18 protein-coding genes, 1 riboswitch and 1 other annotated feature are annotated in these 22,154 nt (G+C 37.0%); of the genes, 8 read left to right on the top strand and 10 right to left on the bottom strand.

From position 1 onward, the window contains the following. Positions 1 to 364 precede the first annotated feature (364 nt). Both argS and ACIQXF_RS02270 read right to left on the bottom strand, forming a co-directional pair. A complete protein-coding gene (gene argS / locus ACIQXF_RS02275; RefSeq protein ID WP_402778557.1) occupies positions 365 to 2,044 on the bottom strand; it encodes an arginine--tRNA ligase in 1,680 nt (559 codons plus the stop codon). Positions 2,045 to 2,100: 56 nt separating this feature from the next. Next, positions 2,101 to 2,320, bottom strand: a binding site (T-box leader). 370 nt (positions 2,321 to 2,690) lie between these two features. Then, positions 2,691 to 4,577, bottom strand: coding sequence for an FAD-dependent oxidoreductase (locus tag ACIQXF_RS02270; RefSeq protein WP_402778554.1), 1,887 nt, complete (start codon positions 4,575 to 4,577; stop codon positions 2,691 to 2,693). A 790-nt stretch (positions 4,578 to 5,367) separates the two neighbouring features. On the opposite strand from ACIQXF_RS02270, the gene ACIQXF_RS02265 reads away from it, so the two are divergent. After that, positions 5,368 to 6,972 (top strand): ABC-F family ATP-binding cassette domain-containing protein, encoded by a 1,605-nt coding sequence (locus ACIQXF_RS02265; protein WP_402778552.1) that lies wholly within the window; start codon positions 5,368 to 5,370, stop codon positions 6,970 to 6,972. Positions 6,973 to 7,095: 123 nt separating this feature from the next. On the opposite strand, the gene ACIQXF_RS02260 is transcribed toward ACIQXF_RS02265, so the two are convergent. After that, a complete protein-coding gene (locus ACIQXF_RS02260) occupies positions 7,096 to 7,569 on the bottom strand; it encodes a DinB family protein (protein ID WP_402778549.1) in 474 nt (157 codons plus the stop codon). A 360-nt stretch (positions 7,570 to 7,929) separates the two neighbouring features. Between ACIQXF_RS02260 and ACIQXF_RS02255 the strand changes: the two genes are divergently transcribed. Further along, a complete protein-coding gene (locus tag ACIQXF_RS02255; RefSeq protein ID WP_402778547.1) occupies positions 7,930 to 8,925 on the top strand; it encodes a S66 family peptidase in 996 nt (331 codons plus the stop codon). A 104-nt stretch (positions 8,926 to 9,029) separates the two neighbouring features. Further along, positions 9,030 to 9,836 carry a S1C family serine protease gene (locus ACIQXF_RS02250; protein ID WP_402778544.1) on the top strand — a complete coding sequence of 269 codons (807 nt, stop codon included), beginning with the start codon at positions 9,030 to 9,032 and terminating at the stop codon, positions 9,834 to 9,836. A gap of 164 nt (positions 9,837 to 10,000) precedes the next feature. Here the strand turns inward: ACIQXF_RS02250 and ACIQXF_RS02245 are convergent, their stop codons facing one another. Further along, positions 10,001 to 10,201 carry a cold-shock protein gene (locus ACIQXF_RS02245; RefSeq protein WP_004230088.1) on the bottom strand — a complete coding sequence of 67 codons (201 nt, stop codon included), beginning with the start codon at positions 10,199 to 10,201 and terminating at the stop codon, positions 10,001 to 10,003. A gap of 210 nt (positions 10,202 to 10,411) precedes the next feature. Next, positions 10,412 to 10,735, bottom strand: a complete 324-nt coding sequence (locus tag ACIQXF_RS02240; RefSeq protein WP_402778541.1) for a DUF1033 family protein — start codon at positions 10,733 to 10,735, stop codon at positions 10,412 to 10,414. Positions 10,736 to 10,824: 89 nt separating this feature from the next. On the opposite strand from ACIQXF_RS02240, the gene ACIQXF_RS02235 reads away from it, so the two are divergent. The 5 genes from ACIQXF_RS02235 (at position 10,825) to ACIQXF_RS02215 (ending at position 16,656) form a co-directional block, all read left to right on the top strand. Further along, entirely contained in the window at positions 10,825 to 12,552 is a 1,728-nt protein-coding gene (locus tag ACIQXF_RS02235; protein WP_402778538.1) for a methyl-accepting chemotaxis protein, read from the top strand. Positions 12,553 to 12,598: 46 nt separating this feature from the next. Further along, positions 12,599 to 12,880, top strand: a complete 282-nt coding sequence (locus ACIQXF_RS02230; protein WP_402778535.1) for an acylphosphatase — start codon at positions 12,599 to 12,601, stop codon at positions 12,878 to 12,880. A gap of 687 nt (positions 12,881 to 13,567) precedes the next feature. Beyond that, on the top strand, positions 13,568 to 14,161 hold the full coding sequence (locus ACIQXF_RS02225) for a YdeI/OmpD-associated family protein (RefSeq protein WP_402778532.1): 594 nt from the start codon (positions 13,568 to 13,570) through the stop codon (positions 14,159 to 14,161). A 783-nt stretch (positions 14,162 to 14,944) separates the two neighbouring features. Next, positions 14,945 to 15,595: a 5-bromo-4-chloroindolyl phosphate hydrolysis family protein gene (locus ACIQXF_RS02220; protein ID WP_402778530.1), complete on the top strand. Its 651-nt coding sequence runs from the start codon at positions 14,945 to 14,947 to the stop codon at positions 15,593 to 15,595. Then, positions 15,592 to 16,656 carry a toxic anion resistance protein gene (locus ACIQXF_RS02215; RefSeq protein WP_402778528.1) on the top strand — a complete coding sequence of 355 codons (1,065 nt, stop codon included), beginning with the start codon at positions 15,592 to 15,594 and terminating at the stop codon, positions 16,654 to 16,656. Before ACIQXF_RS02220 ends, ACIQXF_RS02215 begins: the two co-directional genes overlap by 4 nt. 130 nt (positions 16,657 to 16,786) lie before the next feature. On the opposite strand, the gene ACIQXF_RS02210 is transcribed toward ACIQXF_RS02215, so the two are convergent. The 5 genes from ACIQXF_RS02210 to odhB all read right to left on the bottom strand — a co-directional run bounded on the left by ACIQXF_RS02210 (position 16,787) and on the right by odhB (position 22,099). Beyond that, positions 16,787 to 16,984 (bottom strand): DUF6501 family protein, encoded by a 198-nt coding sequence (locus tag ACIQXF_RS02210; protein WP_402778526.1) that lies wholly within the window; start codon positions 16,982 to 16,984, stop codon positions 16,787 to 16,789. Between the two features lie 355 nt (positions 16,985 to 17,339). Then, positions 17,340 to 18,071: an amino acid ABC transporter ATP-binding protein gene (locus ACIQXF_RS02205; protein WP_402778524.1), complete on the bottom strand. Its 732-nt coding sequence runs from the start codon at positions 18,069 to 18,071 to the stop codon at positions 17,340 to 17,342. A 12-nt stretch (positions 18,072 to 18,083) separates the two neighbouring features. After that, the gene (locus tag ACIQXF_RS02200; protein WP_402778521.1) at positions 18,084 to 18,809 is read right to left on the bottom strand and encodes an amino acid ABC transporter permease; all 726 of its coding nucleotides are present in this window, start codon (positions 18,807 to 18,809) and stop codon (positions 18,084 to 18,086) included. 188 nt (positions 18,810 to 18,997) lie between these two features. Next, positions 18,998 to 19,852, bottom strand: a complete 855-nt coding sequence (locus ACIQXF_RS02195; RefSeq protein WP_402778518.1) for a transporter substrate-binding domain-containing protein — start codon at positions 19,850 to 19,852, stop codon at positions 18,998 to 19,000. Between the two features lie 118 nt (positions 19,853 to 19,970). Beyond that, a riboswitch (Lysine riboswitch) is annotated at positions 19,971 to 20,157 on the bottom strand. Between the two features lie 706 nt (positions 20,158 to 20,863). Then, complete coding sequence (odhB, locus tag ACIQXF_RS02190) at positions 20,864 to 22,099, bottom strand: 2-oxoglutarate dehydrogenase complex dihydrolipoyllysine-residue succinyltransferase (protein ID WP_402778516.1); 1,236 nt, start codon at positions 22,097 to 22,099, stop codon at positions 20,864 to 20,866. Between the last annotated feature and the right edge of the window lie 55 nt (positions 22,100 to 22,154).

Genomic DNA, 22,154 nt, shown 5'->3' with positions numbered 1-22,154 from the left:
ATACGACAAACCTCTTTTATGCAATTCGTTATACCTATAAAAAGGAATTCTTTTTTAGCTTTGCTATGAAAAATGACTTATAATCAACATTCAAAATATTATTATTAAAAAGGAAATTTATTTTTAAATCAATTTCGCCTTGGCGTAATTGCGTCCTGATTTTGAATTGTGCTCAGGCCTGCACGATGCAGGTCAGTTAGCCGTTTTCGCAGGATGCGAAGGGTTTAGGCTAACATCCTTTTATTAATTCCTTTCAAAATCCGTGACATCCGCCGGAGGCTTTATCTTCATTCAGTGGGTGTTCAAACACCTACTGAATGAAGATAACACATCTACCTCGATGAAGTAGATGCGTTGTGAGATCCTACATACTTTCTGGCGCTTCAATCCCTAATAATGCTAATGATTCTTTTAAAATAATGGCTACACATTGGCAAAATGCTAAACGTGATTGTTGTAGCGCTTCATCTGCTAAAACTTTATTGTGAGCATAATATTTGTTAAATAAACGAGCTACATGTAAGGAGTATCTGGCAATTTGTGATGGTTCTGCTTGCTCAAATGCATTGGTAACCACTTTCGGAAACTGTTCTAGTAATAAAATAACTGGCCATGCTTGCTCACCTAATTTGTCAAAAGATACCTCGTGACTTTTTACATTGCCTTTTTCTAAAAGAGATGTGATTCGAGCATGAGTATATTGAATATATGGGCCAGTTTCTCCCTCAAAATTCATCATTTGCTCAATTGAAAATTCAATATCATGTAGACGATCATTTTTTAAATCATTAAAAATAACCGCTCCTACACCAACTTGATGGGCTACACTATCTTTTTTCCCTAGCGTTGGGTTTTTTTCCTCAATATTGCGCTTCGCCGTAGCAATCGCTTCAGTCAGCACCTCCCCTAATAAAACAATTTTCCCCTTACGAGTGGACATTTTTTTACCGTCTTTAAGAATCATCCCAAAAGGCACATGCTGTAAGTCTGTTGCCCAATCATAGCCCATTTTCTCTATAACGTGAAATAGTTGCTTAAAATGAAGAGATTGTTCATTACCCACAACATAAAATATCTTTTTTGGGTTATATTGCTGTTGACGATAAAAAGCAGCCGCTAAATCACGAGTCGCGTAGAGCGTAGCACCATCTGTTTTAGTCATTAAACATGGAGGCATATTGTCGATTTCCACAACATAAGCCCCTTTAGATTTTACAAGTAGCTCCTTGTCTTCTAACTCTTTCACAACCGCGGCCATTTTATCATTGTAGAAGGCTTCCCCATCGAATGAATCAAAGTCAATTCCAAGCAACTGATAAATGATCTTGAATTCTTCTAATGATGCATTTCTAAACCATTGCCATAGAGCTAGCGCCTCCTCGTCACCATTCTCTAATGCTTTAAAGGCGGCACGTGCCAAATCATTAAGTGAATCGTCTTTCTCTGCTTCTTCATGGAATTTCACATAAATTTTTAATAATTCCGCGATTGGTGCAGCTTTAATCGTTTGTTGATCTCCCCATCGTCTATAGGCAACAATTAATTTACCAAATTGTGTTCCCCAGTCCCCTAAATGATTTATGCGAATTGCTTTATAGCCATTTTTCTCGGCAATATTTGCTAAAGCATTGCCGATCACTGTAGAACGTAAATGCCCCATGGAAAAAGGCTTGGCGATGTTAGGGGAAGAAAAATCAAAAACGATATTTCCCTTCGATTGCTGCTGGCTCCCGTATAAATGTTGTTCTGTTGATATTTTGTTAAGCACCTGTTGTGTAATGATGGACTGATGTAAAAATAGATTGACGTATCCACCAACAACTTGAACATCCTGAATGTAATTACATTCCACATTGTCTTTTATCTCTGTAGCAATAATGTGAGGCGATTTTCTCAATTTTTTTGCAAGGGTAAAGCATAGAAAAGCTACATCCCCTAGCTCCAAATTTTTCGGTTTTTCTAATAAATGTACAACTTCTGTTTCTGTCAGCTGATTATCTAATGCAACAGCAATACTTTTAGCTATTTGTTCATTTATGTTCATCTCTTATCTTCCTTTCTTCTATTTTATTAATAATAAAAAAGCTCCCGTCTCTAAAAAATAGAGACGAGAGCATAGTTATCCCGTGGTACCACTCTAGTTGCCATATCAAATGACCACTTTCCATTGCTAACGAGGTGACTCCCCGATATTCTCTACTACTAATTCGAGAATCTTCTCCAAAGTGCGTTTCATTTATGGTTCCTGTATTAGGCTCACACCGCCCCTAACTCGCTTTCCAGTTGCTCCATAAACTACTCTCTTTTTCATCGAATTTATCCTTAATTTTGAAACATTTTACAGTAGTCCCCTATTTAAGTCAACAGGTCTTTTTTCTTACATACCATTTACATCCATTTTAAGGATTTACATAACAAAGAGAGCATATACATTAAGCAGCTTGCTTCCTTACTTTGGGTCGCAAGGTTTAGCTGTACTTTGATTCGATTACCTTCCCCTACTGTGGCGTAACAAAAAAGCCTGCCGACATACTGGTAAATTTCTTTGTAATAAGACACATAAATGTAAGCAAGATTATAAAATTTGTACTTAAAGAAAAAACTCCATTTTGAATTTTTTCAAAGTGGAGTTTCTATCGTTTATTTTAAACTTTATTTCGAACCTATATGATATTGCCAGGGAACATTCCTCACGAGTGAGAATGTTCCTTTTCTGCATAATGAATGACCTCAGCCATGATGGCATACATCTCTTTTAATTGTAGTTCCTTATTTTCTGAAATTCTTTGCGCTAATTTTCCACTGATAATACCTTTTTCAATCAATAAATCCCAGCTATTTGTACTTGACTTGCCTATAAGTACTTCCGTCAAGAAATCTGCAACTTCATCTCTTGTGATCGGATCCTTTTCCTTATTAGCTACTTTATAGATAACGGTATCCAGCTTATCTCCCAGTTCTTTCGTCTTTTCTGGGTAGGCACGTAGAATGCCCTCTTTTAGCATTTTCGCGAATTTAATCTTTGTTGCCTTATCTTCAACGAATAAGTCATTGGAGTAACCACCAACAACGAGTCCGTAATTGATTAATGTTTGAATCGATTTATCATACCATTCATCTTTATATGGATAATCCACAGAAAATTGATCCACAAAAGCCCCTTGTTTTTTTAAATTTTCTCTTAAGGTATTGATGAGCTTTTTGTTCTTGCTCATTTCTCTAAAGCTCACATCGTGTTTAATAGCTAATACTGCAGCTGCTCCTGCCGCTTCTCCTGTCACCATACCCGTTGGAACCACACGTACACTGCCTGCTGCGAGCGATGAATAACCTGCAGAACGTCCCACCACGAGCAAGCCATCGATTTCTTTAGGTACTAACGAACGGAAAGGAATGGCGTATTGCTTTGGAGCCGAAATTACATATCCATAATCATGAGGTGTTTGTGCTTGAACATCAACCGGGTAAGCACCTAAGCCAATACTATCCCAGTGATCGCTATTCTTCCAAACATCGGACATCGGTAATTGGTACTCTGCCCAAATATGTCTTGTTTCTCTGACATATAGTTCCTCTGGATAGCTCACAATCTCAGCATTTTCAAAGCCAGGAAACTGCTCTTTTAAATAACGTAAAATATGTTCTGTCTCTTTCTTTCCTTTATCGATTGCTTCCTGTTTCGAGTGTTTATTCAAGCCATCTATGTGGAAAATTTGTAAAGCATTAATGTAATATTCATCATCTACTTTTGCTAAATTCAAGCCTCGTAATCTCGTACCTTCTTCCACAGGCTTGTAGTCATCATGAAGCTTTGTAAACCCCCACATAACTGAATCATTTAAGTGAGCACCACCGAAAGTATTAGAGTTTGCTGCTGTCTTCACTTTATCCCAATCAACATTTTTCAAATGAATCATTAACGTAACAGCCATTCTTTTATCCTTTATGCCAATATCTTCTCCACCCATGAAAAAAGGGACTTTTGACATTGCAGCAAATTCAGCATCCTGTGTTGCATCAATGAATGCCTTACCTTTCACAACATACGTACCATATTTATTTTTTAATTTCACAGATGTTAGTTGATGATTATCAACATTGGCATTCATGACTTCCGTTTGTACAGAAAGCGTTAAATTTGGTTCGTCATCGACAAGCTTTTTAAAGGCCGCCTTAGCACCTAAAATGCCAAATGCATCTTTGCCTTTTACCAGCTCGTGCCATTCTTTAAAAATGCCCATACTGACTGATCTTTTATCGTCATTTCGAGGTATATCAAGGAAATTTAGCATTCCATACGTAAATAGCCCTCCTAAATCCTCACGATTTTCTACTAGCAGTGTTTTAGCCCCATTACGAGCTGCTGATACTGCCGCCGCAACTCCTTCTGGCTCTCCGCCAATAACAATCACATCATATTCTTCATCTATGTTTTTTATAGGAATTGGCTTTTCAAAGTTTTCCACAAGTTTTTTATAGGCCATCTCACTTCTAATTTCTGAAATTAGATAATAGCTTCCTATTCCTAGTACAATTACTACTATTAAAATGGCTGACCACAGCAAGCCCTTACCCATAACATACCTCCAATAGATAAAATTCCCATCTGAATCTCTTGTTATACTAACATGTTCACCTTTAAAAGACGAGTTGAACATGGTTTTTGTTACATTTATTAACGATTTCACATTAGCTTGATGAATTGATACATTAACGTGGGTTCGTAGCAAACCTAGAAGGTCGCTTCAGTTCCGATATTCAAAATAGTTATTCATGCAGCTGAACGAATCCCTCTTTAACATGAAGAACTCAGCGTGATAAGTTCAAAATGTGGGTTTCATTTTCTATCGTCCGAACAAGTGATATCATTTCCGAACGATGCGGCACAAAAATATTATGAATGATAACCTTCTACTGACAGTTACCTATACCGGCATTTGTAGAGGTGAAGTGCAGGGGCTGCAATTGCAGAATTTCACTTTAAGAATTCAAATGCATTAAGCACACAAGAAACGATAAAGATGTATGTATAACCTAAAACAAAAAACAGATATAGAACCATTCTAGTCGATAATGTAGTATTGAAGCAAATGGAACCTATCAAAATATTGTAGGTCTTTGTAATTGTTTTCTTATGGTAAAAAATTAACCAAAGATACTATCCTCTTTCTCTCGAAAAATTACACCTATAGAAAAGATGGAAACGGCGTCTGTATCTTTATTCAGTTTCAGTATATAAGTAGCTGTTAAAGGAGTCCTGGCTAATCAATACTTTAAATACGATAAACGTTGGTTTAATAATGTTTATAGACTATGGAACATATTTCATGATATACTAGTGCCATTGTGAAAAAAGGAGGAACTTGCATGATTCAAGTAAGTAATGTAGGTCTTCGCTATGGCGATCGTAAACTATTTGAAGACGTAAATATAAAATTCACACCAGGGAATTGCTACGGTTTAATCGGGGCAAATGGTGCCGGTAAATCAACATTTTTAAAAATTCTTTCTGGTGAAATCGAAGCCCAGGAAGGCCACGTATCAATGGGTAAGGACGAACGCTTATCTGTCCTTAAACAAAACCACTTTGAATACGATGAATTCAATGTATTAGATACAGTTGTTATGGGGAACAAACGTCTTTGGGAAGTAAAAGCTGAAAAAGACGCTATCTACGCAAAAGAAGACTTTTCTGATGAAGATGGCATGCGTGCTGCTGAATTAGAAGGTGAATTCGCTGACCTAAATGGTTGGGAAGCTGACTCAGAAGCAGCAACATTATTAAACGGATTAGGGATTGGCGATGAGCTTCACTATATGCTAATGGCTGACCTTGAAGGTTCTGACAAAGTCAAAGTATTATTAGCACAAGCTCTATTTGGTAAACCTGACGTTCTATTACTAGATGAGCCTACCAACCACCTTGACTTAAAGGCAATCCAATGGTTAGAAGAATTCTTAATTAACTTTGAAAATACGGTTATTGTCGTATCCCATGACCGTCACTTCTTAAACAAAGTATGTACACATATTGCTGACCTTGATTTCTCAAAAATCCAATTATATGTTGGGAACTATGACTTCTGGTATGAGTCTAGCCAATTAGCACAAAAAATGATGGCAGACCAAAACAAGAAGAAAGAAGAAAAGATTAAAGAACTACAAGCATTCGTTGCTCGTTTCTCTGCGAACGCTTCGAAATCTAGCCAAGCGACTTCTCGTAAAAAAATGCTGGATAAAATCGAGCTTGACGACATTAAACCTTCTAGCCGTAAATATCCATTCATCAACTTCCAAACTGGACGTGAAATCGGTAATGATGTGTTAACAGTGGATGGCCTTACAGCAAGCAATGAAGGCGAAACACTATTTAAAGATATTCGCTTTTCAATGAACAAAGAAGATAAAATCATTTTACTTGGTAATCCAATGGCAAAAACGGCTCTTCTTGATATCCTAATGGACGAAAGAAAAGCAGATGCTGGTACGTTCAAATGGGGCGTAACAACATCTCAAAGCTACTTTGAAAATGATCACGATAAATACTTCGAAGGTTCAGAGAAATCATTAGTGGAATGGTTACGCCAATATTCTCCTGATGATGAAACAGAAAGCTTTTTACGCGGCTTCTTAGGTCGTATGCTATTCTCTGGTGAGGAAGTAAAAAAATCCCCTTCTGTACTATCAGGAGGAGAAAAAGTACGTTGTATGCTTTCTAAAATGATGCTTGCAACAGCAAACGTTATTTTACTTGATGAACCAACGAACCACCTTGACCTTGAATCTATTCAGGCACTAAACGAAGGACTAATGCGCTTCAAAGGTGCAATGCTCTTCACATCTCATGACCATCAGTTCATCCAAACAATTGCGAACCGTGTCATCGAAATCCGTGAAGACGGCACAATTTTAGATAAACTATTAACTTATGATGAATTCCTTGAATGGAAAGATAGCCAAGGTTTAAGCTAATAACAACAGGGTTCTCCTATTAAAAAGGAGAACCCTGTTATTTTGTATGGATTTAATTCTTATGGGTGCCTTGTAGATTCTAACTTTCTTTACTTATAAAGCAACTGTCAGATTATTTTTTGTTTATTTTTGCATTTCCTTCGTAGGACCCATTACGCCTGGTACTGGTAAATCTGCTTGACGTAGGAGCACTGTCATTTGTCCTCGATGATGTGTTTGATGATCGATCATGGCACGTAATAATGCGCCTCTTTGTATTGGACCTACAAAGCCCTTTACTTCCTCCGCTAAATCCTCGTCGGATAGCTTTGCTACTTCTTCTTTCACGCCATTTACTACTTTTTCGTAAGCTGCTACAATCTCAGCAGCCGTAGCTGGAATAGGATCTTCTTGACGAATCATCGGCACTTTTAAACCTGCTAAAAAACTAAAATATCCAGCAGCCCCAACTAAATGCCAGCCTAACCAGCCAAGTGTACTGTGGCCTTCCACGATGCTTTGTCCTAGCTTTTCATCCGTTACTGCCTTCAATACTTGAAGCGTCCCTTGAGATGCAGCTGTCCACTCATGTAAAAAATCATTCACTTGTCGATACATAAGAATACCCCCCATTTTTGGTAATTTCATTTCTATCATAGTAAATTCTCAACTCTCTTACAAGTTTCTGCTCTTAAGTTTACATAATATTATTATTTTATAATCTAATATAACAATATTTTTTAGTCACTTTTACACCGCAATGCTAAAGTTCAAGTATCCCCTCATAAAATTGTAAAATCATGTATAATAGCTTTGTCTGATGATCAATTATTCCTTGGCATAATTGAGTCCGGAATCGGGTTTGTGCTTGCACAAAGAACTCCTTTCCGATTCCGTGACATCCGCCGGAGGCTTTAAATTATTTCAGCGGATGTTTTGGACAACCGCTGAAATAATTTAAATAGAAAGAGGTATTTTATGTTTTCCCCATTAAAAAAAGGCGATACAATTGGCATTTACTCGCCCTCCAAACCAGCTACGGTGACAGCAAAAGCTCGCTATGAACGAGGCAAGGAACGTCTACAAGCGCTAGGCTTTACCATAAAAGAAGGGTCTTTAACTGGCAAAGAGGATTTTTACCGCTCAGGGACACCTAAAGAACGAGCTCAGGAGCTTAATGCCCTTCTTCGTGATCCCCAAATCAAAATGATCTTACCGACAATGGGTGGTACGAACGCCAATAGTATGCTTCCCTATCTAGATTACCAAGCCCTAAAGCACAACCCCAAAATACTCGTAGGGTTGTCTGATGTTACCGCCATACTTCTTGCCATGTATGCAAAGACTGGCGTTCCTGTTTTTTATGGACCTTCTGTAGCTTCTACATTTGGTGAATTTCCTCCATTTGTCCATTATACAGAGCAATATTTTAAAGATTTGTTTTTACATTCATTATCGATTCCCTATGACATGCCAATCCCACCAATTTGGACAGATGACCGACTAAATTGGTTAGAAAAGACTTCTGAAAAAACACAGCATGATAATTCATGGATAACGGTACACCCTGGGATAGCTGAAGGGCGTCTAATCGGTGGAAATCTAAATACGATGTACGGCTTTATTGGAACACCTTACTTCCCTCAAATCAAAGAAGGAGATATTTTACTTCTTGAAGATACATCTAAAACAATTGCAGTTGTTGAGAAAAACTTTGCCATGCTAAAATTGCACGGTATTTTGGACAAAGCTTCCGCAATTATTTTAGGAAAGCATGAACAATACGATGATTTAGGCACTGGGAGAAAGCCTTATGATGTGTTGCTAGAGCAGCTCGATGATTGTGCTATTCCAATTATCGCTGATGTCGATTGCTGCCACACACACCCTCTCCATGCCATGCCTATTGGTCTACGTGTACGTGTCGATGCAACTAATAAGAAGATTAGCTTTCTAGAAAACTGGTTTTCCTAACATTCGTATAACCTAGGAACACCGAGTATAATGAGAGAAAATAGTAGATAGGGTTTGGAACACAGGGTCGGCGTTTTTTCATTTTAGGTAAGGAGGGAGTTTTGATGAATGATATACATAGGTCATCAACTGAAGAAGAACTGACAGAAGAAGAATTGATCGAGCTTGTCCTTGCTGAACAGCAAAAAGCGTTAGCGCAAGAACAGGAAGAACGCCAGCGTGGTAAAAAGCCAAAAAAACAAAAACCGATTGTCAAATGGGTTGTCTGGAGTATGGCATTTGTGTTATTTTTGAATACATTTGCTCTTATCTTTCAAATTTATACCATTCCTGCTATTGAATTTTTGAAGGTATCTACTAAGTTATCGGCGCAAGAAGATATCAAAACCTATAAGAAGGCTGTTGTAGAAGTATCTACGGGTTCTAGTAAAGGTACAGGCTTTGCTATTTCTCCAGATGGTCTTGTTGTAACGAATGCGCATGTTGTAGAAAATGCTGATAAATTTTTAGTCATTTTTCCTGAGGAAGGCTTAATGGAAGCGGAGTTACTGCAAAACTATCCAGATGTTGATTTAGCATTGTTGAAAGTAACTGCTGACAAGTTACCGTCCCTCCCCCTCGCCGAAAATCCTAGCTATAGCAAAAATGAGCATGTCTATTTTATTGGCAATCCGCTAGCCTTTACGGGCATTGCTAATGAAGGTACCCTACTTGAATCAACATATCTAGATGATTGGCAGGAACCCGTAATGATGATGAAGGCCCCTGTTTATCGAGGAAATAGTGGGAGTCCTGTCATAAATGCTGATGGTGAGGTTATCGGAATCGTCTTTGCAACGATGAAAAAAGATCCATATGGTCGTGTCGGTTTGTTTATACCGGTTCAAGTGTTACAACATCTATTACAATAGCACAGTTATTGTGACAACAACTGAAGCTGCTTGTCACAAGTAGCTTCAAACTTGTTTACATAATATAATTATCAAAACCCTTAACGTTGAAAGAATGCAAAAAAAGACATCCTATATCAATAGGATGCCTTAAGTTTAACGAAAGTAATTTTAATTACTGAGAATTAAAGTTTAGTTACGTTAGCAGCTTGTGGTCCGCGGTTGCCATCTACAACTTCGAATTCCACTTTTTGACCTTCGTCAAGAGTTTTGAAACCTTCGCCTTGGATAGCTGAGAAGTGTACGAATACGTCGTTTTCACCTTCAACTTCGATGAATCCAAAACCTTTTTCTGAGTTAAACCATTTTACTGTACCTTGTTTCATTTAAGAAAACCTCCAAAAAATAAAAGTGAACAATATGTAATTTCTTCAGCGTATGAAAAAAATTCACATATTACAAAGAGTACCGAACTAACGCGATCACTTTTTGTAATATGTGAATTCATGTTTCCGGTGAAGCAATTAAATTGTTAACCTAAGTATAACCACCATTCATAATTTTGTCAAATAAAGAAAATTGTTTTTTTTATAAAATTACCTCATCTCTTCTGACTTTAATGCCATAATACCGTGATATACTTGTGCATCATCATCACATCCTTCACAGTAAAAGCTTTCATGCTCTGACCAAAAGGCCCAATATTTCCCTTCTTTTGTTGCTTCATTTTCATATGTTAATCGAAAATGATCCAATTTTCGTTGTAATGCCAACTCAAATAGCTCTTCCGTTTCAAATGTTTCACTTGTTTGAATAAAAGCTTCCCAGCCTTCAAATTTCCACCAAGGCTCGTAATCCGCTTTCATGTAAATGATTGTATACATAATTTGCCCATCCCTGCTGTCATAAGATATTTTCATTTTAGCAAACACATCTGAAATGTCTATTAAAACACCCCGAAATATGCTATTATTACCTTATTATTCATTACTTTTGGGAGGTTTTTTTTATGTTTTCAAGTATTAGACCTAAGGCTGAACTCGAGGAATTATTAAAGCGTGGTACAAATTTAAATGCAACTGGCCGCTTCAATAAAACACTAGCATTTAACAATTTCAATTCTCAAGATGAAGAGAATTTAAAAGCTCTCTACAATAAATTAAAAGAAATCACGCCTTCCATGAATTACATTTTCCATCATTATTTAAGTGAAATCTCACCCTCCTCTCAGCTAATGATTAGTGAAGAAAATATTAATCGATACTTAACTCAATTTTTCTTAGCTACTCGTGACGATGAATATGTGGATGAAACCGTTAAATTTTTCAATTTATTGCGAGAACATCAGTACGAGCCTGGTAAGCTAATTGTTGTATTCAATCAATTTTCCTTTTATATTACTACATACATATTACATAATTTTGGTTTAAAACCTTATAAAGCCTTTGAATACATGAAATCTTTCCAAGCTGCTGTCAATGTCGATCAGGAATTACTCATTGAAGTGTTGACGGAGCGCATTATTGAAAATGTTGTAGGTGAAATTTCTTCATTAATGGACGTCAATGCTAAAATCATGTACATGAAAGATTTAGTATTTAGTTTAGATAAACAGAATGAAGAAATCCAATCCTCTACCGCAGCAACTGAAGAAATTGCCGCTTCTATTAACGAGGTGGCACGTATGTCCTCTCAAATTTCTGAGAAAACAACAGAGTCTGTAGATCACGCTGTTAAAGGAAAAAATGCCATTGAACATGCACTAACTGAAATCTTTAAAACAGAAGAAACGTTTACAACGATTGTTGAGTCTTTTTCAGAATTACAAAAGCGTGTCAATGATATTGAACATGTCGTAACCTTAATCAACCAAATTGCCGATCAAACAAATTTACTTGCATTGAATGCTTCCATTGAGGCAGCACGTGCGGGTGAACATGGTAAGGGCTTTGCAGTAGTTGCACAAGAAGTTCGTAAGCTTGCTGAAGGAACCGTGTCGGCACTTAGTGAGGTATCTACAAATGTGCATCATTTAAAAAGCTATTCGAATGAAGTCTCAAGCTCCATTACTGAAACGACAGCTATTATTAAAGATGCAACAGTGGAGGCTAAAGAATCATTACCATTATTAAACGCCATTGTTAGTGCAATTGAAGGTATTAATGTTGATGTCACAAATACAGCTGCAATTTCACAGGAACAGGCAGCAGCAATCGATGAGGTTTCTGCAAGAATGATTGAAATCTCTAGCCTTCAAGATGATATTCGCGACTATAGCCATAATACGTCTAGTGACATTCACGTATTAGGGATAGAAATTAATCGTTTCCGCAATGATATTATTGACAATAATAATGTTAATCTATCGTCCATAGCACTCTTACAACTATCGAAGGCAGATCATATTCTATGGAAATGGCGAATTTATAATATGTTCCTCGGCCTTGAAAAAGTAGAGCCAAATGATGTTTCTTCCCACAAAGATTGTCGTCTTGGTAAATGGTATACTTCTGAACGCACTGTAGAACGTTTCGGACACTTACAAGATTATCGTGATTTAGACGCTTATCATTTACGTGTTCATGAATCGGCAAAATATGCAGCAGAGGCGCACAGAGCTGGTAATATTCAACAAGCTGAAATTCATTTAAAAGAGGTAGACGAAGCTTCTAAGAAGGTTCTCTACTATATCAATAACTTAATTTCTTATTTAGAAAAAGAACGAGTGATGCACTAATCAGGGGGGGCTCAATCCCCTTCTTATCTAATAGGAGGTTTTTAGCGTGAACAAACGAGCGCTGATTAAGTTTTTTGGCGATGTTTATGGAACGGGCTACCGTTTTTTCATAAAACAAAAAGCAATTGAATTAGGATTAAAGGGTTATTGTAAGCTAAATGCTCAAGAACAAATTGAAGTCGAAGTAGAAGGATCAAAAAAAGCAATAGAAGAATTTCTCGTATTTGTTCAAAAAGGGGTTAGCCCACAAGCAGATTCCAACTCATTTACATTGGAGCTATATGATGAATTAAAGGGGTATGTACGAATGGATTCGGACATTGTATAGTCCGGCTCCTTTATTTTTGAAGAGTTGTAAGACCGAGGTTTATCAAGTTTTTTGGCTATTGCCTATAATTAATGAACACGGTTTATCTAAAATGACGTTGCTGGTGGCAAGTTTAAATAGGATTGGGGTTAACTTCCCAGTCCTTTTTATTTTACATTCCACAAAAAAACACCTGCCGTAGCAAGTGCAAATAATTATTTAAATGCTTTATTATTTCTCTCTAATTGCTCTCTTTCTTCCCCTCTTAGCTACAGTACCTTTTATAACCTCTAATGAATCATCTGTACAGATAAAATATATGCGTTGCTACTATTCTCGTGTGCGACTGTTCTTAAAATGTGTTGTGTTTGTTGCTGCATGTATCATTCCCCTTTTCATCTATGTTTTATTTAGTTGCTACCGCATTTAAAAGTAATTGTTTATTGTGATCAGACATTACACGCCATTCTTTAACTGTAACTTTCATTTATCCTAACATCCTTTCAAATATATGCTTCCAAACACTGTATGCAAGCGTTGGCTCATTTAAGACACTTCCGCTTTGGTTAATGCCAATGACATTTCTAAATTGTTCATTATGCTTATTGTTCCTTGCATCACTTTCCTTGGATTTAAGTCTAGACATGACAGCAAGTAATGTTTTATTATAAACCAATTGGAGAAATTGATAATAGAGGGGTGTTCCTTATGACAAATAGTAGAATGAATCCAAAGGTTGATGAATTTTTAGGCAAGGCAAAAAAGTGGCAGGAAGAATATCAAGAGTTAAGAAGAATCGTTCTTGACTGTGAGCTTTCCGAAGATTTTAAATGGATGCATCCTTGTTACACTTTAGAGAAAAAAAACATTGTTTTAATACATGGATTTAAAGATTATTGTGCACTTTTGTTCCACAAAGGAGCATTGTTAAAGGATACCCACAAGATTCTAGTCCAACAAACGGAAAATGTACAGGCTGCACGTCAAATTCGGTTCACCAATGTTCAAGAAATAATTGCAATGGAAAACATCTTGAAAGACTATATTCATCAAGCTGTTGAAGTTGAAAAAGCTGGCTTGGAAGTGAATTTTAAAAAGAATACAGAAATCATAATTCCTGAAGAGCTTGAAAATAAATTCGATGAAACCCCTGCCTTAAAAACGGCTTTTGAAGAATTGACGCCAGGACGACAAAGAGCATACATTCTATATTTTTCTCAACCTAAACAATCCAAAACTCGAGTATCACGGATTGAAAAATATATGAAGCAAATTCTCGATGGAAAAGGATTAAATGATTAGATTAGTTTATTCGTGATTTCTGTTATTATTGAAAACTTATGTGAAATTTGAAGGCACCCATACCACCATTCGTGGATGCCTTCTCTTTCAAGGTGTACCTTTACTGGTAAGATATTTTTACAAGCATCTCTTTAATCAGACATATTTTTATCGTAATTCCTTTTTAGAACAGGCTACTAGTATTACAACAAAAACCAATACTAAACAAAGAATTTTTAAACAATAAAATACCACCTTCCATTTAATACATAATATAGTAATGTGCTTTCTTTAATTTTTGCCCGAATGTATTCAAAAAGTAAAAAGACAGTTTTTTTTATAAGAATTAGACCAAAATAAAGATGTATCTATCCACATGATTTATGTTTGATTGAAAGAAGTACAAGATCGTTTTAGGACACATGTTACTAAAAAGGCGATGCGCCACAAAAATTCCCCGATTATAAATCGTAAAACTTCTATCAGTGGGGGTTTTCCTCATCCTCACTGATTGTTGTAGAGGAACACAAGCTAAGTACTCCCCATCCTGCGGAAACGCTTGTGTGACCAACATCGTGTCGGCCTCAATCGGGCTTTTACGGGCAGTTGATCTCCCACTTATATTGTATTGTTTTTCATCTTCATCATAAAACTGGTAAGAAATTTCTTATTCCTATGTATTATCATTGTGAAAGTTAACAAATAGAAGTAAAATTTATGTAAGGTTTATTTTTTCATTGAAACTTTATGTCGATTATTTCGTATAAGAAGATAGACATATTGAAAAGCAAGGAGGAAGAAACAATGCTTAGTGTCGGACAGTTTTTCTCTAGACATACCGCTAGCTTCTTTATTTCTCTAACAACTGTTTCTATCGCAGCAATTGCGGCAAATCCAGGATTCTTCCTTGGTGGTTTATTGTTTGCTGGAACATACGCAACGAGTACAGCGTTGCTGAGACATAGACAGAAAAAGAAAGTTATGCAAATAGCAGGTATCACAAAAGAAGAATATAAACTTATTGAAACCCAAGTGAAAACAGCTAATAAAAACATTCAAACTTTAAGCCAAAACTATTTACGAGTACGCTCTGTATCAGCATTTAAGCAACTACTCGAAATGACACGTATTTCAAAAAATATCGTGAAAGTTGTGAAGACAGATCCACGAAAGTTTTATAATGTTGAACAATTTTTTTACGCGCATCTACCTTCTGCTGTCGAATTAACGGATAAATATTCGATGCTTTCGAAGCAGCCTGTGAAGGATAAGGAAATTCAAGTGACATTATCAAAAACACGAGAAACACTTACAGACTTAAATGATACGATTCAAAGTGATTTAAAGGATGCGCTTTCTACTGATATCGATCACCTTCAAATGGAAATCGAATTCGCGAATCGTTCCAATAACAGACGAAGAGAACAATTGGAATGGCGAGGCGATGATAAGTGACAGGAAATAATCACGCATTTCAACTAAATACAATTCAAGGTATTTCCCCCCTTGTCGAATCTTATTTAGAAACGACAACGAACGAGGCGATGGCGACGTATGAAACGCTATCGCCTCTTGCACAAAGTCGTGCTCTTCTAAATGCTAGTCAAATTGACTTGGCAAACTTCGAATCCGTGCTTTCATTGGGACACGATTCCCAGCGCGCTCTTTCTCAATTTGCGGATCGCATGCTAGCACAAGTAAAGCAAAAAGATGTTACTAAAATTGGTCAAATGTTAGATTCATTAATGCAAACATTAGACCGTGTAGACCCTAATGCCTTAGAGCCAAAAAAGCAGTCTTTTTTCAAAAAAATGTTTGGTAAAACAGAGCGCCCTCTTAAGCAAACATTAACGGAGTTCGAACGGATTAGTATCCAAGTAGAACGGATTGGTGTTCAGCTTGAACGTGCCCAGCTACAAATGATGAAAGATGTTGAAATGCTTGAAGAACTTTACGGCCAAAATAGAGGATTCTTTGAGGAATTAGCAACTGCTATTGCAGCAGGACAAATGAAAAAACAGCAAGCTATTGAAGTGGAGCTTCCGGCAAAGGTAACTAGTGTTCAGACATCGCAGCAACCTCTTGCAGTCCAACAGCTCAATGATTTTGCTGCTCAAATTGAACGTCTAGATCAGCGTATTTATGATTTACAAGTATCTCAACAGGTGGCTTTACAAACAGCACCACAAATACGCATGATTCAGCAAGCAAATCAAACACTGGCTGAAAAAATTGAATTTTCAATTGTGACACTTATTCCTCTTTGGAAAAATCAATTAGCCATGATGTTATCCATGAATATGGACCAACACTATGCACAGCTAGAGGAGCGATTATCTCGTACAAATGATCGATTTACGAGCCCTTCCTTTGAACAGCAAGTATCAAAGTTTAGAGAAACACAACATGAGCTTAAGACGGCTATTCAGGACGTCTTTGCCCTGCATACAGCTTCAGAACAGGAAAAACAGCATTTACAAGATGTCGCTGAATTAAAGGGATACAAAAGGAACTGATTTGGATTTCTACGAACAAAGGGTGGCTCAGAAATTGTCTGAACCACCCTTTTATTTTCATTCAAACCTACTGAATGAAAATAAAGCCTCCGGACGCAATTACGCCAAGGAGAAATTGATTTTATTAAGCTTATTCGAAATAATCTTTATAGTAGCCACCAATATTACCAGTGTTATCGATAATAAAAATGAACTCTTCTGTTTCATTTTTCACTTCATATTGTTTCCCTACTGTTAATACGTTTGATACTAAATATTTTGATGCATTTGTATGCTTACAAGTGACTGTGCGTAGTGTCGGTGCATCTTTCCATTTTAAATGTAACATAATTTCTCTACCTCTCTTTACTAGCACAAAGCTAATGTCTAATATTTATTTTATAATATTTTAGAACTTTTGTGGAGAAAAAAACCAAAGAAGATCATATTTTCTCCTTAAAAGTCCGTTTTTAATCATAAAGTGTATCTTAATCATTGGGGATTATCTTATCCTACACTGATTAATGCTGAAAGAATTTTAAAAAATTGAGGTGTTATGATGAGCTTTGGTGGTGTACCGCAATGGTTTTTTATCGTTGCCGTAGCATTTGCAATTTGCTTTGTTTTATATGCAGAATGGAATTCTAGAAAATAAGTGAGCCCATTAATTTGGACTCACTTTTTTGTTTAACTGCGCTTTAAGCTTATTTTAATGTACGTTTTAAAAACTCTTTTGTTCGGTCATGCTGAGGGTTTACTAAAACCTGTGATGGTGGTCCCTCTTCTACAATAACCCCTTTATCCATAAAGACCACACGATCTGCCACTTCTTTAGCAAATTCCATTTCATGTGTAACAATTAACATCGTATTCCCTGCATCCGCTAGCTGACGCATAACCTTCAACACTTCTCCAACCATTTCTGGGTCAAGAGCTGACGTAGGTTCATCAAACAGCATCACATCTGGACTCATTGATAATGCACGTGCGATAGCTACACGCTGCTTTTGTCCACCGGATAGCTGTCTTGGTTTGGCATTCACGTATTGATCCATGCCAACAATCTTTAAAAATTCCAAAGCTTTTTTTTCGGCATCTGCCTTTGAACGCTTTAGTACTTTAATTTGACCAACCGTACAATTATTTAACACATTATGATTGTTGAATAAGTTAAATTGCTGGAATACCATACCTAAATGCGTACGATATTCTTGAATATTATGCTTGTCATTTAAAATATTTTCACCTTTGTAGATAATTCGGCCACCGCTTGGCGTTTCTAGTAAATTAATGCAACGCAGCAACGTTGATTTGCCAGAACCTGAGGAGCCGATTAAGCAGACAACCTCACCCTTTTCTACTTTGAAATTTACATCCTTTAACACTTGGTTTTGACCAAATGATTTACTTAAATGTTCGATTTTAATCACTGTCATTTGCTCGTCCCCCTATAGTGCTTCTTTCTGTTCTTTTTGATAGGCATCTGGTCCATCCAATCGTTTTTCAACATATAATAGGATTCTTGATGCTGTAAATGTCATGATGAAGTAAAGGATACAAGCCACAAAGAATGATTCGAAATAACGGAAATTATTCCCTGCAATCGATTTTGTTTGGAAGTATAATTCCGTCACTCCGATCACATTTAAAACCGCTGTATCTTTAATGTTCATAATTAATTGATTTCCTGTTGCAGGCAATACATTTCGTGCAACTTGTGGTAATACAACATGTAACATAATTTGGAAATGGTTCATACCAATGGCTGAAGCGGCTTCATACTGTCCTTTATCAATTGAAACAATCCCACCTCGTACAATTTCTGCCATATAAGCGCCCGTATTCAGTGATACAACTAAAATACCGGCTGTAATAAAGTTCATATCAATTCCGAATGCTATATCTAATCCGTAATAGACAACCATCGCTTGTACAATCATTGGTGTACCACGGAAAAATTCAACATAGCATTTTAGTATAAAATTAATGAGCTTTAAGCTATAGAATTTTACACCCTTTTTACGAACCGGAATGGTATGCATAATTCCGATAAAAAATCCGATGAATGCACCAATAATTGTACTAATAATCGAAATAAGTAACGTATAAAACGTACCTCGTAAAAACATTTGCCAGTTATTCTCAACAATAGAGATAATCCAATCAAGACTCATGATGTTCCTCCTAACAACGTTGCGTTGCTTGTTTGTTCCATACTTGCCTTAGCCAACTACCGTTTTCGATGGGCGCTTTGTTTCTTTTAGTTTATGAAACTTTTAGCTAAGACATTATCATTATTTTGTAAGCTTTAAATAATAATGAAATGAATTGCACGGACTAGCAAGCAGTCCGTGCATTCATGTTATTGTGCTGCTGGTTGTTGATGAATCGCTTCTTCCATAATTTTTTGGCGATCATCTTCAGAAATGCCTTTTAGAATTTCATTGATTTTTTCAAGATTTGCATCACCTTTACGTAAACCAACTGCGATAGATGTATTTGAAATATCTGTATCAAAGCCTTCTTCAAACGCTACATACGTGAATTTGTCATTTGCAGCAGCTGCGGAAATACCTTCTGGACGTTCTGCTACATAGCCATCAATTTTTCCAGCTTCTAAGGCTACACGCATTGCTGGGAAGCTATCCATTGCTGTTTGTTTTTGTACACCTTTAATTTGATCAATTACATTGTAGTTAGACGTATTTAATTGTGATGTAATTTTAGCACCTGAAAAATCTTGGATTGATTTTGCTTTTTCATACTTGCTACCCTTTTTTATAACCATTACAAAATCAGAAGTATAGTAGTTTTCAGTGAAATCAATTGTTTTCTTACGTTCTTCAGTAGGTGACATACCAGCAATAATAGCATCGATTTTATTGGATTGCAGTGCTGGTACTAAACCATCCCATTCCAATTTTACAATCACTAATTCTTTACCTAAGCCCTCAGCGATTTTTTTCGCCATTTGCACATCATAGCCACCTGCATATTCAGCATTATCAGCAATTTTTACTGCGCCATTTTCATCCTTTTGCTGTGTCCAGTTAAAAGGAGGATAACCTGCCTCCATCCCGATACGGAATTGCCCACCACTCTCTTCTTTACCAGCATCACCAGAAGTAGTCGAATCCTTTTTGTCACTAGTACCACAAGCAGCTAGCATAATTGCAGTCATTACGGTCACCATCAATAACAACCATTTTCTTTTCATAAAAAACTCCCCTTTTCTGTAAAAAAATAAGACAACTGTACTAAAAAAGACCTAAGTCGTGAACTTAGGTCTTTACCTTTAATTGACAGTTGCCCAAATCCTCACTTTTACTTCCATTTTCCGAGATAGCACAACCTAGTAAACCTGGAAAGCAACTTACTAGGACAGTCCTGCACTTATTCACTGCAGACCCAGCATAAAAGTACGAGCTCCTTTTATACTTCGGCGATATTTCCTTCTTCATTGCGTCTTCGCTTGCTTGTACTCAACAATGACCTAATAAATACCGCGCCTCTACCTCACAAAAGAACAACTGTGAGGTTTGTTTATTTAATTGATAAATAAATTCTACTATAAAACATTCTTATTCGTCAAGATAGTTTTATCACTTTTCTGACTAATGACAATATTAGGATTTTATTCTTCTTAAATCCAGTATTCACTTTTGCAAGTTGATCAGTAAATTGTAGATTTATAGAAGAAATACGCAAATTATTATTATCTATGTTTATTTTAGTAATTCTAAAGAACTTGTTGAACAGTAAAGATAATTTCTTTTGCACCTTCTACTTTTCTTCTTAAGCTATGACCTTCTATCCGTTGGTTTGATGGTTCTATCCTTCACTTTGGCTCTTCTATCGATCATCTCCAAGGTTCTATCCATCTCTTTGAATTCCAAGCATCATTTCAGAGGCTCTATCCGTCACTTTAGTAGTTCTTTCGGTCATCTCCAAGGTTCTATCCTTCACTTTCAATTCTATGCATCATTCCAGTGGTTCTATCCGTCACTTTGACATTTCTAACCGTCATTTCTAAGGTTCTATCCATCGGTTTGAATTCTACGCATCATTTCAGAGGCTCTAACCGCCACTTTAGCAGTTCTTTCGGTCATTTCCTCTCTTATTTCCGCCTGACTCGACTTCGATATCCGTACTTCGACTAAGCTATATTAGAATTCTTTTCATCAAAAGAAAAAACCCTGCAATCGCAGGGTTTGACAAGTTTTTGGAATTAAGAATTTAATAATAAATCTTCTGGGTTTTCAAGTAGTTCTTTAACTGTTTTAAGGAAGCCTACAGAATCTTTACCATCGATAATACGGTGGTCATAAGAAAGAGCTAGGTACATCATTGGGCGAATTTCTACTTCACCATTTACTTCAACTGGACGTTTTTTGATTGAATGCATACCTAGGATACCTGCTTGTGTACCATTCATGATAGGTGTAGACATTAATGAACCGAATACCCCACCATTTGTAATTGTGAATGAGCCACCTTGAAGGTCTGCTAAGCCTAATTTTTTGTCGCGAGCTTTTTTCGCTAGATCAGCAATTGAATCTTCAATTTCAGCAAAGTTTTTACGGTCAGCGTCACGTACAACCGGTACCACTAAACCTTCTTCTGTTGATACAGCTACACCGATATCAAAGAAGTTGTTTAAGTGAATTTCGTCACCAACGATTTGTGCGTTAACGTATGGATATTTTTTAAGTGCTGCCACTACAGCTTTTGTGAAGAATGACATGAAACCAAGTTTTGAACCTGTAGACTCAAAGAATTGGTCTTTTTTACGAGAACGTAGAGCCATAACATTTGTCATATCTACTTCGTTAAATGTTGTTAACATAGCTGTAGATTGTTTTACTTCAAGTAAACGTTTAGCAATTGTTTGACGACGACGGCTCATTTTTTCAACTGTCACACGTGATTCGTCAACAGCTGCAACTGCTTTAGGTGCTGCTGGAGCCGCTTGTGGTGCTGCAACTGGAGCTGTACCATGAGCTGCTACGTCTTGTACACGTACACGACCTTGAGGGTCTACTGGAGATACAGCAGCAAGGTCAATACCTTTTTCACGAGCAAGTTTACGTGCTGCTGGAGATGCGATTACACGCTCACCAGAAGTTTCTTCTACAACTGGAGCCGCTGCAACTGGAGCAGGAGCTGCTTGTGGCGCTGCAGGTGCTGGTGCTGCCTCAACTGGTGCTGCTGGAGCTGGTGCTGCACCTTCGCCAGCTTCTACAACTGCGATAACTTGACCTACAAGGACAGTATCGCCTTCTTCAGCTAAAATTTGAGTTAAAACACCCGCTTCTTCAGAAATGATTTCAGCGTTTACTTTATCTGTTTCAAGTTCAACGATGAATTCACCTTTTTCAACGCGATCGCCCACTTTTTTTACCCACTGTGCGATACTACCTTCTGTAATCGATTCTGCTAATTCAGGGACTTTAATTTCAGCCACTTTCATTTCCTCCTTTGATTAACGTGCATTGCGCACATAAAGGGGCTACCGCCTA

This window comes from Lysinibacillus sp. NPDC097231 (assembly GCF_044761885.1).
Classification (GTDB): domain Bacteria; phylum Bacillota; class Bacilli; order Bacillales_A; family Planococcaceae; genus Lysinibacillus.
This window is presented reverse-complemented; position numbering and strand designations above follow the sequence as displayed.

What these genes read in the sequence shown, in the direction of transcription:
- ACIQXF_RS02250 (WP_402778544.1), top strand. Translation starts at nt 9,030, where the DNA reads ATGAATGATATACATAGGTCATCAACTGAAGAAGAACTGACAGAAGAA.
- ACIQXF_RS02195 (WP_402778518.1), bottom strand. Translation starts at nt 19,852, where the DNA reads ATGAAAAGAAAATGGTTGTTATTGATGGTGACCGTAATGACTGCAATT.
- ACIQXF_RS02220 (WP_402778530.1), top strand. Translation starts at nt 14,945, where the DNA reads ATGCTTAGTGTCGGACAGTTTTTCTCTAGACATACCGCTAGCTTCTTT.
- ACIQXF_RS02260 (WP_402778549.1), bottom strand. Translation starts at nt 7,569, where the DNA reads ATGTATCGACAAGTGAATGATTTTTTACATGAGTGGACAGCTGCATCT.
- ACIQXF_RS02200 (WP_402778521.1), bottom strand. Translation starts at nt 18,809, where the DNA reads ATGAGTCTTGATTGGATTATCTCTATTGTTGAGAATAACTGGCAAATG.
- ACIQXF_RS02270 (WP_402778554.1), bottom strand. Translation starts at nt 4,577, where the DNA reads ATGGGTAAGGGCTTGCTGTGGTCAGCCATTTTAATAGTAGTAATTGTA.
- argS (WP_402778557.1), bottom strand. Translation starts at nt 2,044, where the DNA reads ATGAACATAAATGAACAAATAGCTAAAAGTATTGCTGTTGCATTAGAT.
- ACIQXF_RS02245 (WP_004230088.1), bottom strand. Translation starts at nt 10,201, where the DNA reads ATGAAACAAGGTACAGTAAAATGGTTTAACTCAGAAAAAGGTTTTGGA.
- ACIQXF_RS02235 (WP_402778538.1), top strand. Translation starts at nt 10,825, where the DNA reads ATGTTTTCAAGTATTAGACCTAAGGCTGAACTCGAGGAATTATTAAAG.
- ACIQXF_RS02240 (WP_402778541.1), bottom strand. Translation starts at nt 10,735, where the DNA reads ATGAAAATATCTTATGACAGCAGGGATGGGCAAATTATGTATACAATC.
- ACIQXF_RS02265 (WP_402778552.1), top strand. Translation starts at nt 5,368, where the DNA reads ATGATTCAAGTAAGTAATGTAGGTCTTCGCTATGGCGATCGTAAACTA.
- ACIQXF_RS02210 (WP_402778526.1), bottom strand. Translation starts at nt 16,984, where the DNA reads ATGTTACATTTAAAATGGAAAGATGCACCGACACTACGCACAGTCACT.
- ACIQXF_RS02205 (WP_402778524.1), bottom strand. Translation starts at nt 18,071, where the DNA reads ATGACAGTGATTAAAATCGAACATTTAAGTAAATCATTTGGTCAAAAC.
- ACIQXF_RS02225 (WP_402778532.1), top strand. Translation starts at nt 13,568, where the DNA reads ATGACAAATAGTAGAATGAATCCAAAGGTTGATGAATTTTTAGGCAAG.
- ACIQXF_RS02255 (WP_402778547.1), top strand. Translation starts at nt 7,930, where the DNA reads ATGTTTTCCCCATTAAAAAAAGGCGATACAATTGGCATTTACTCGCCC.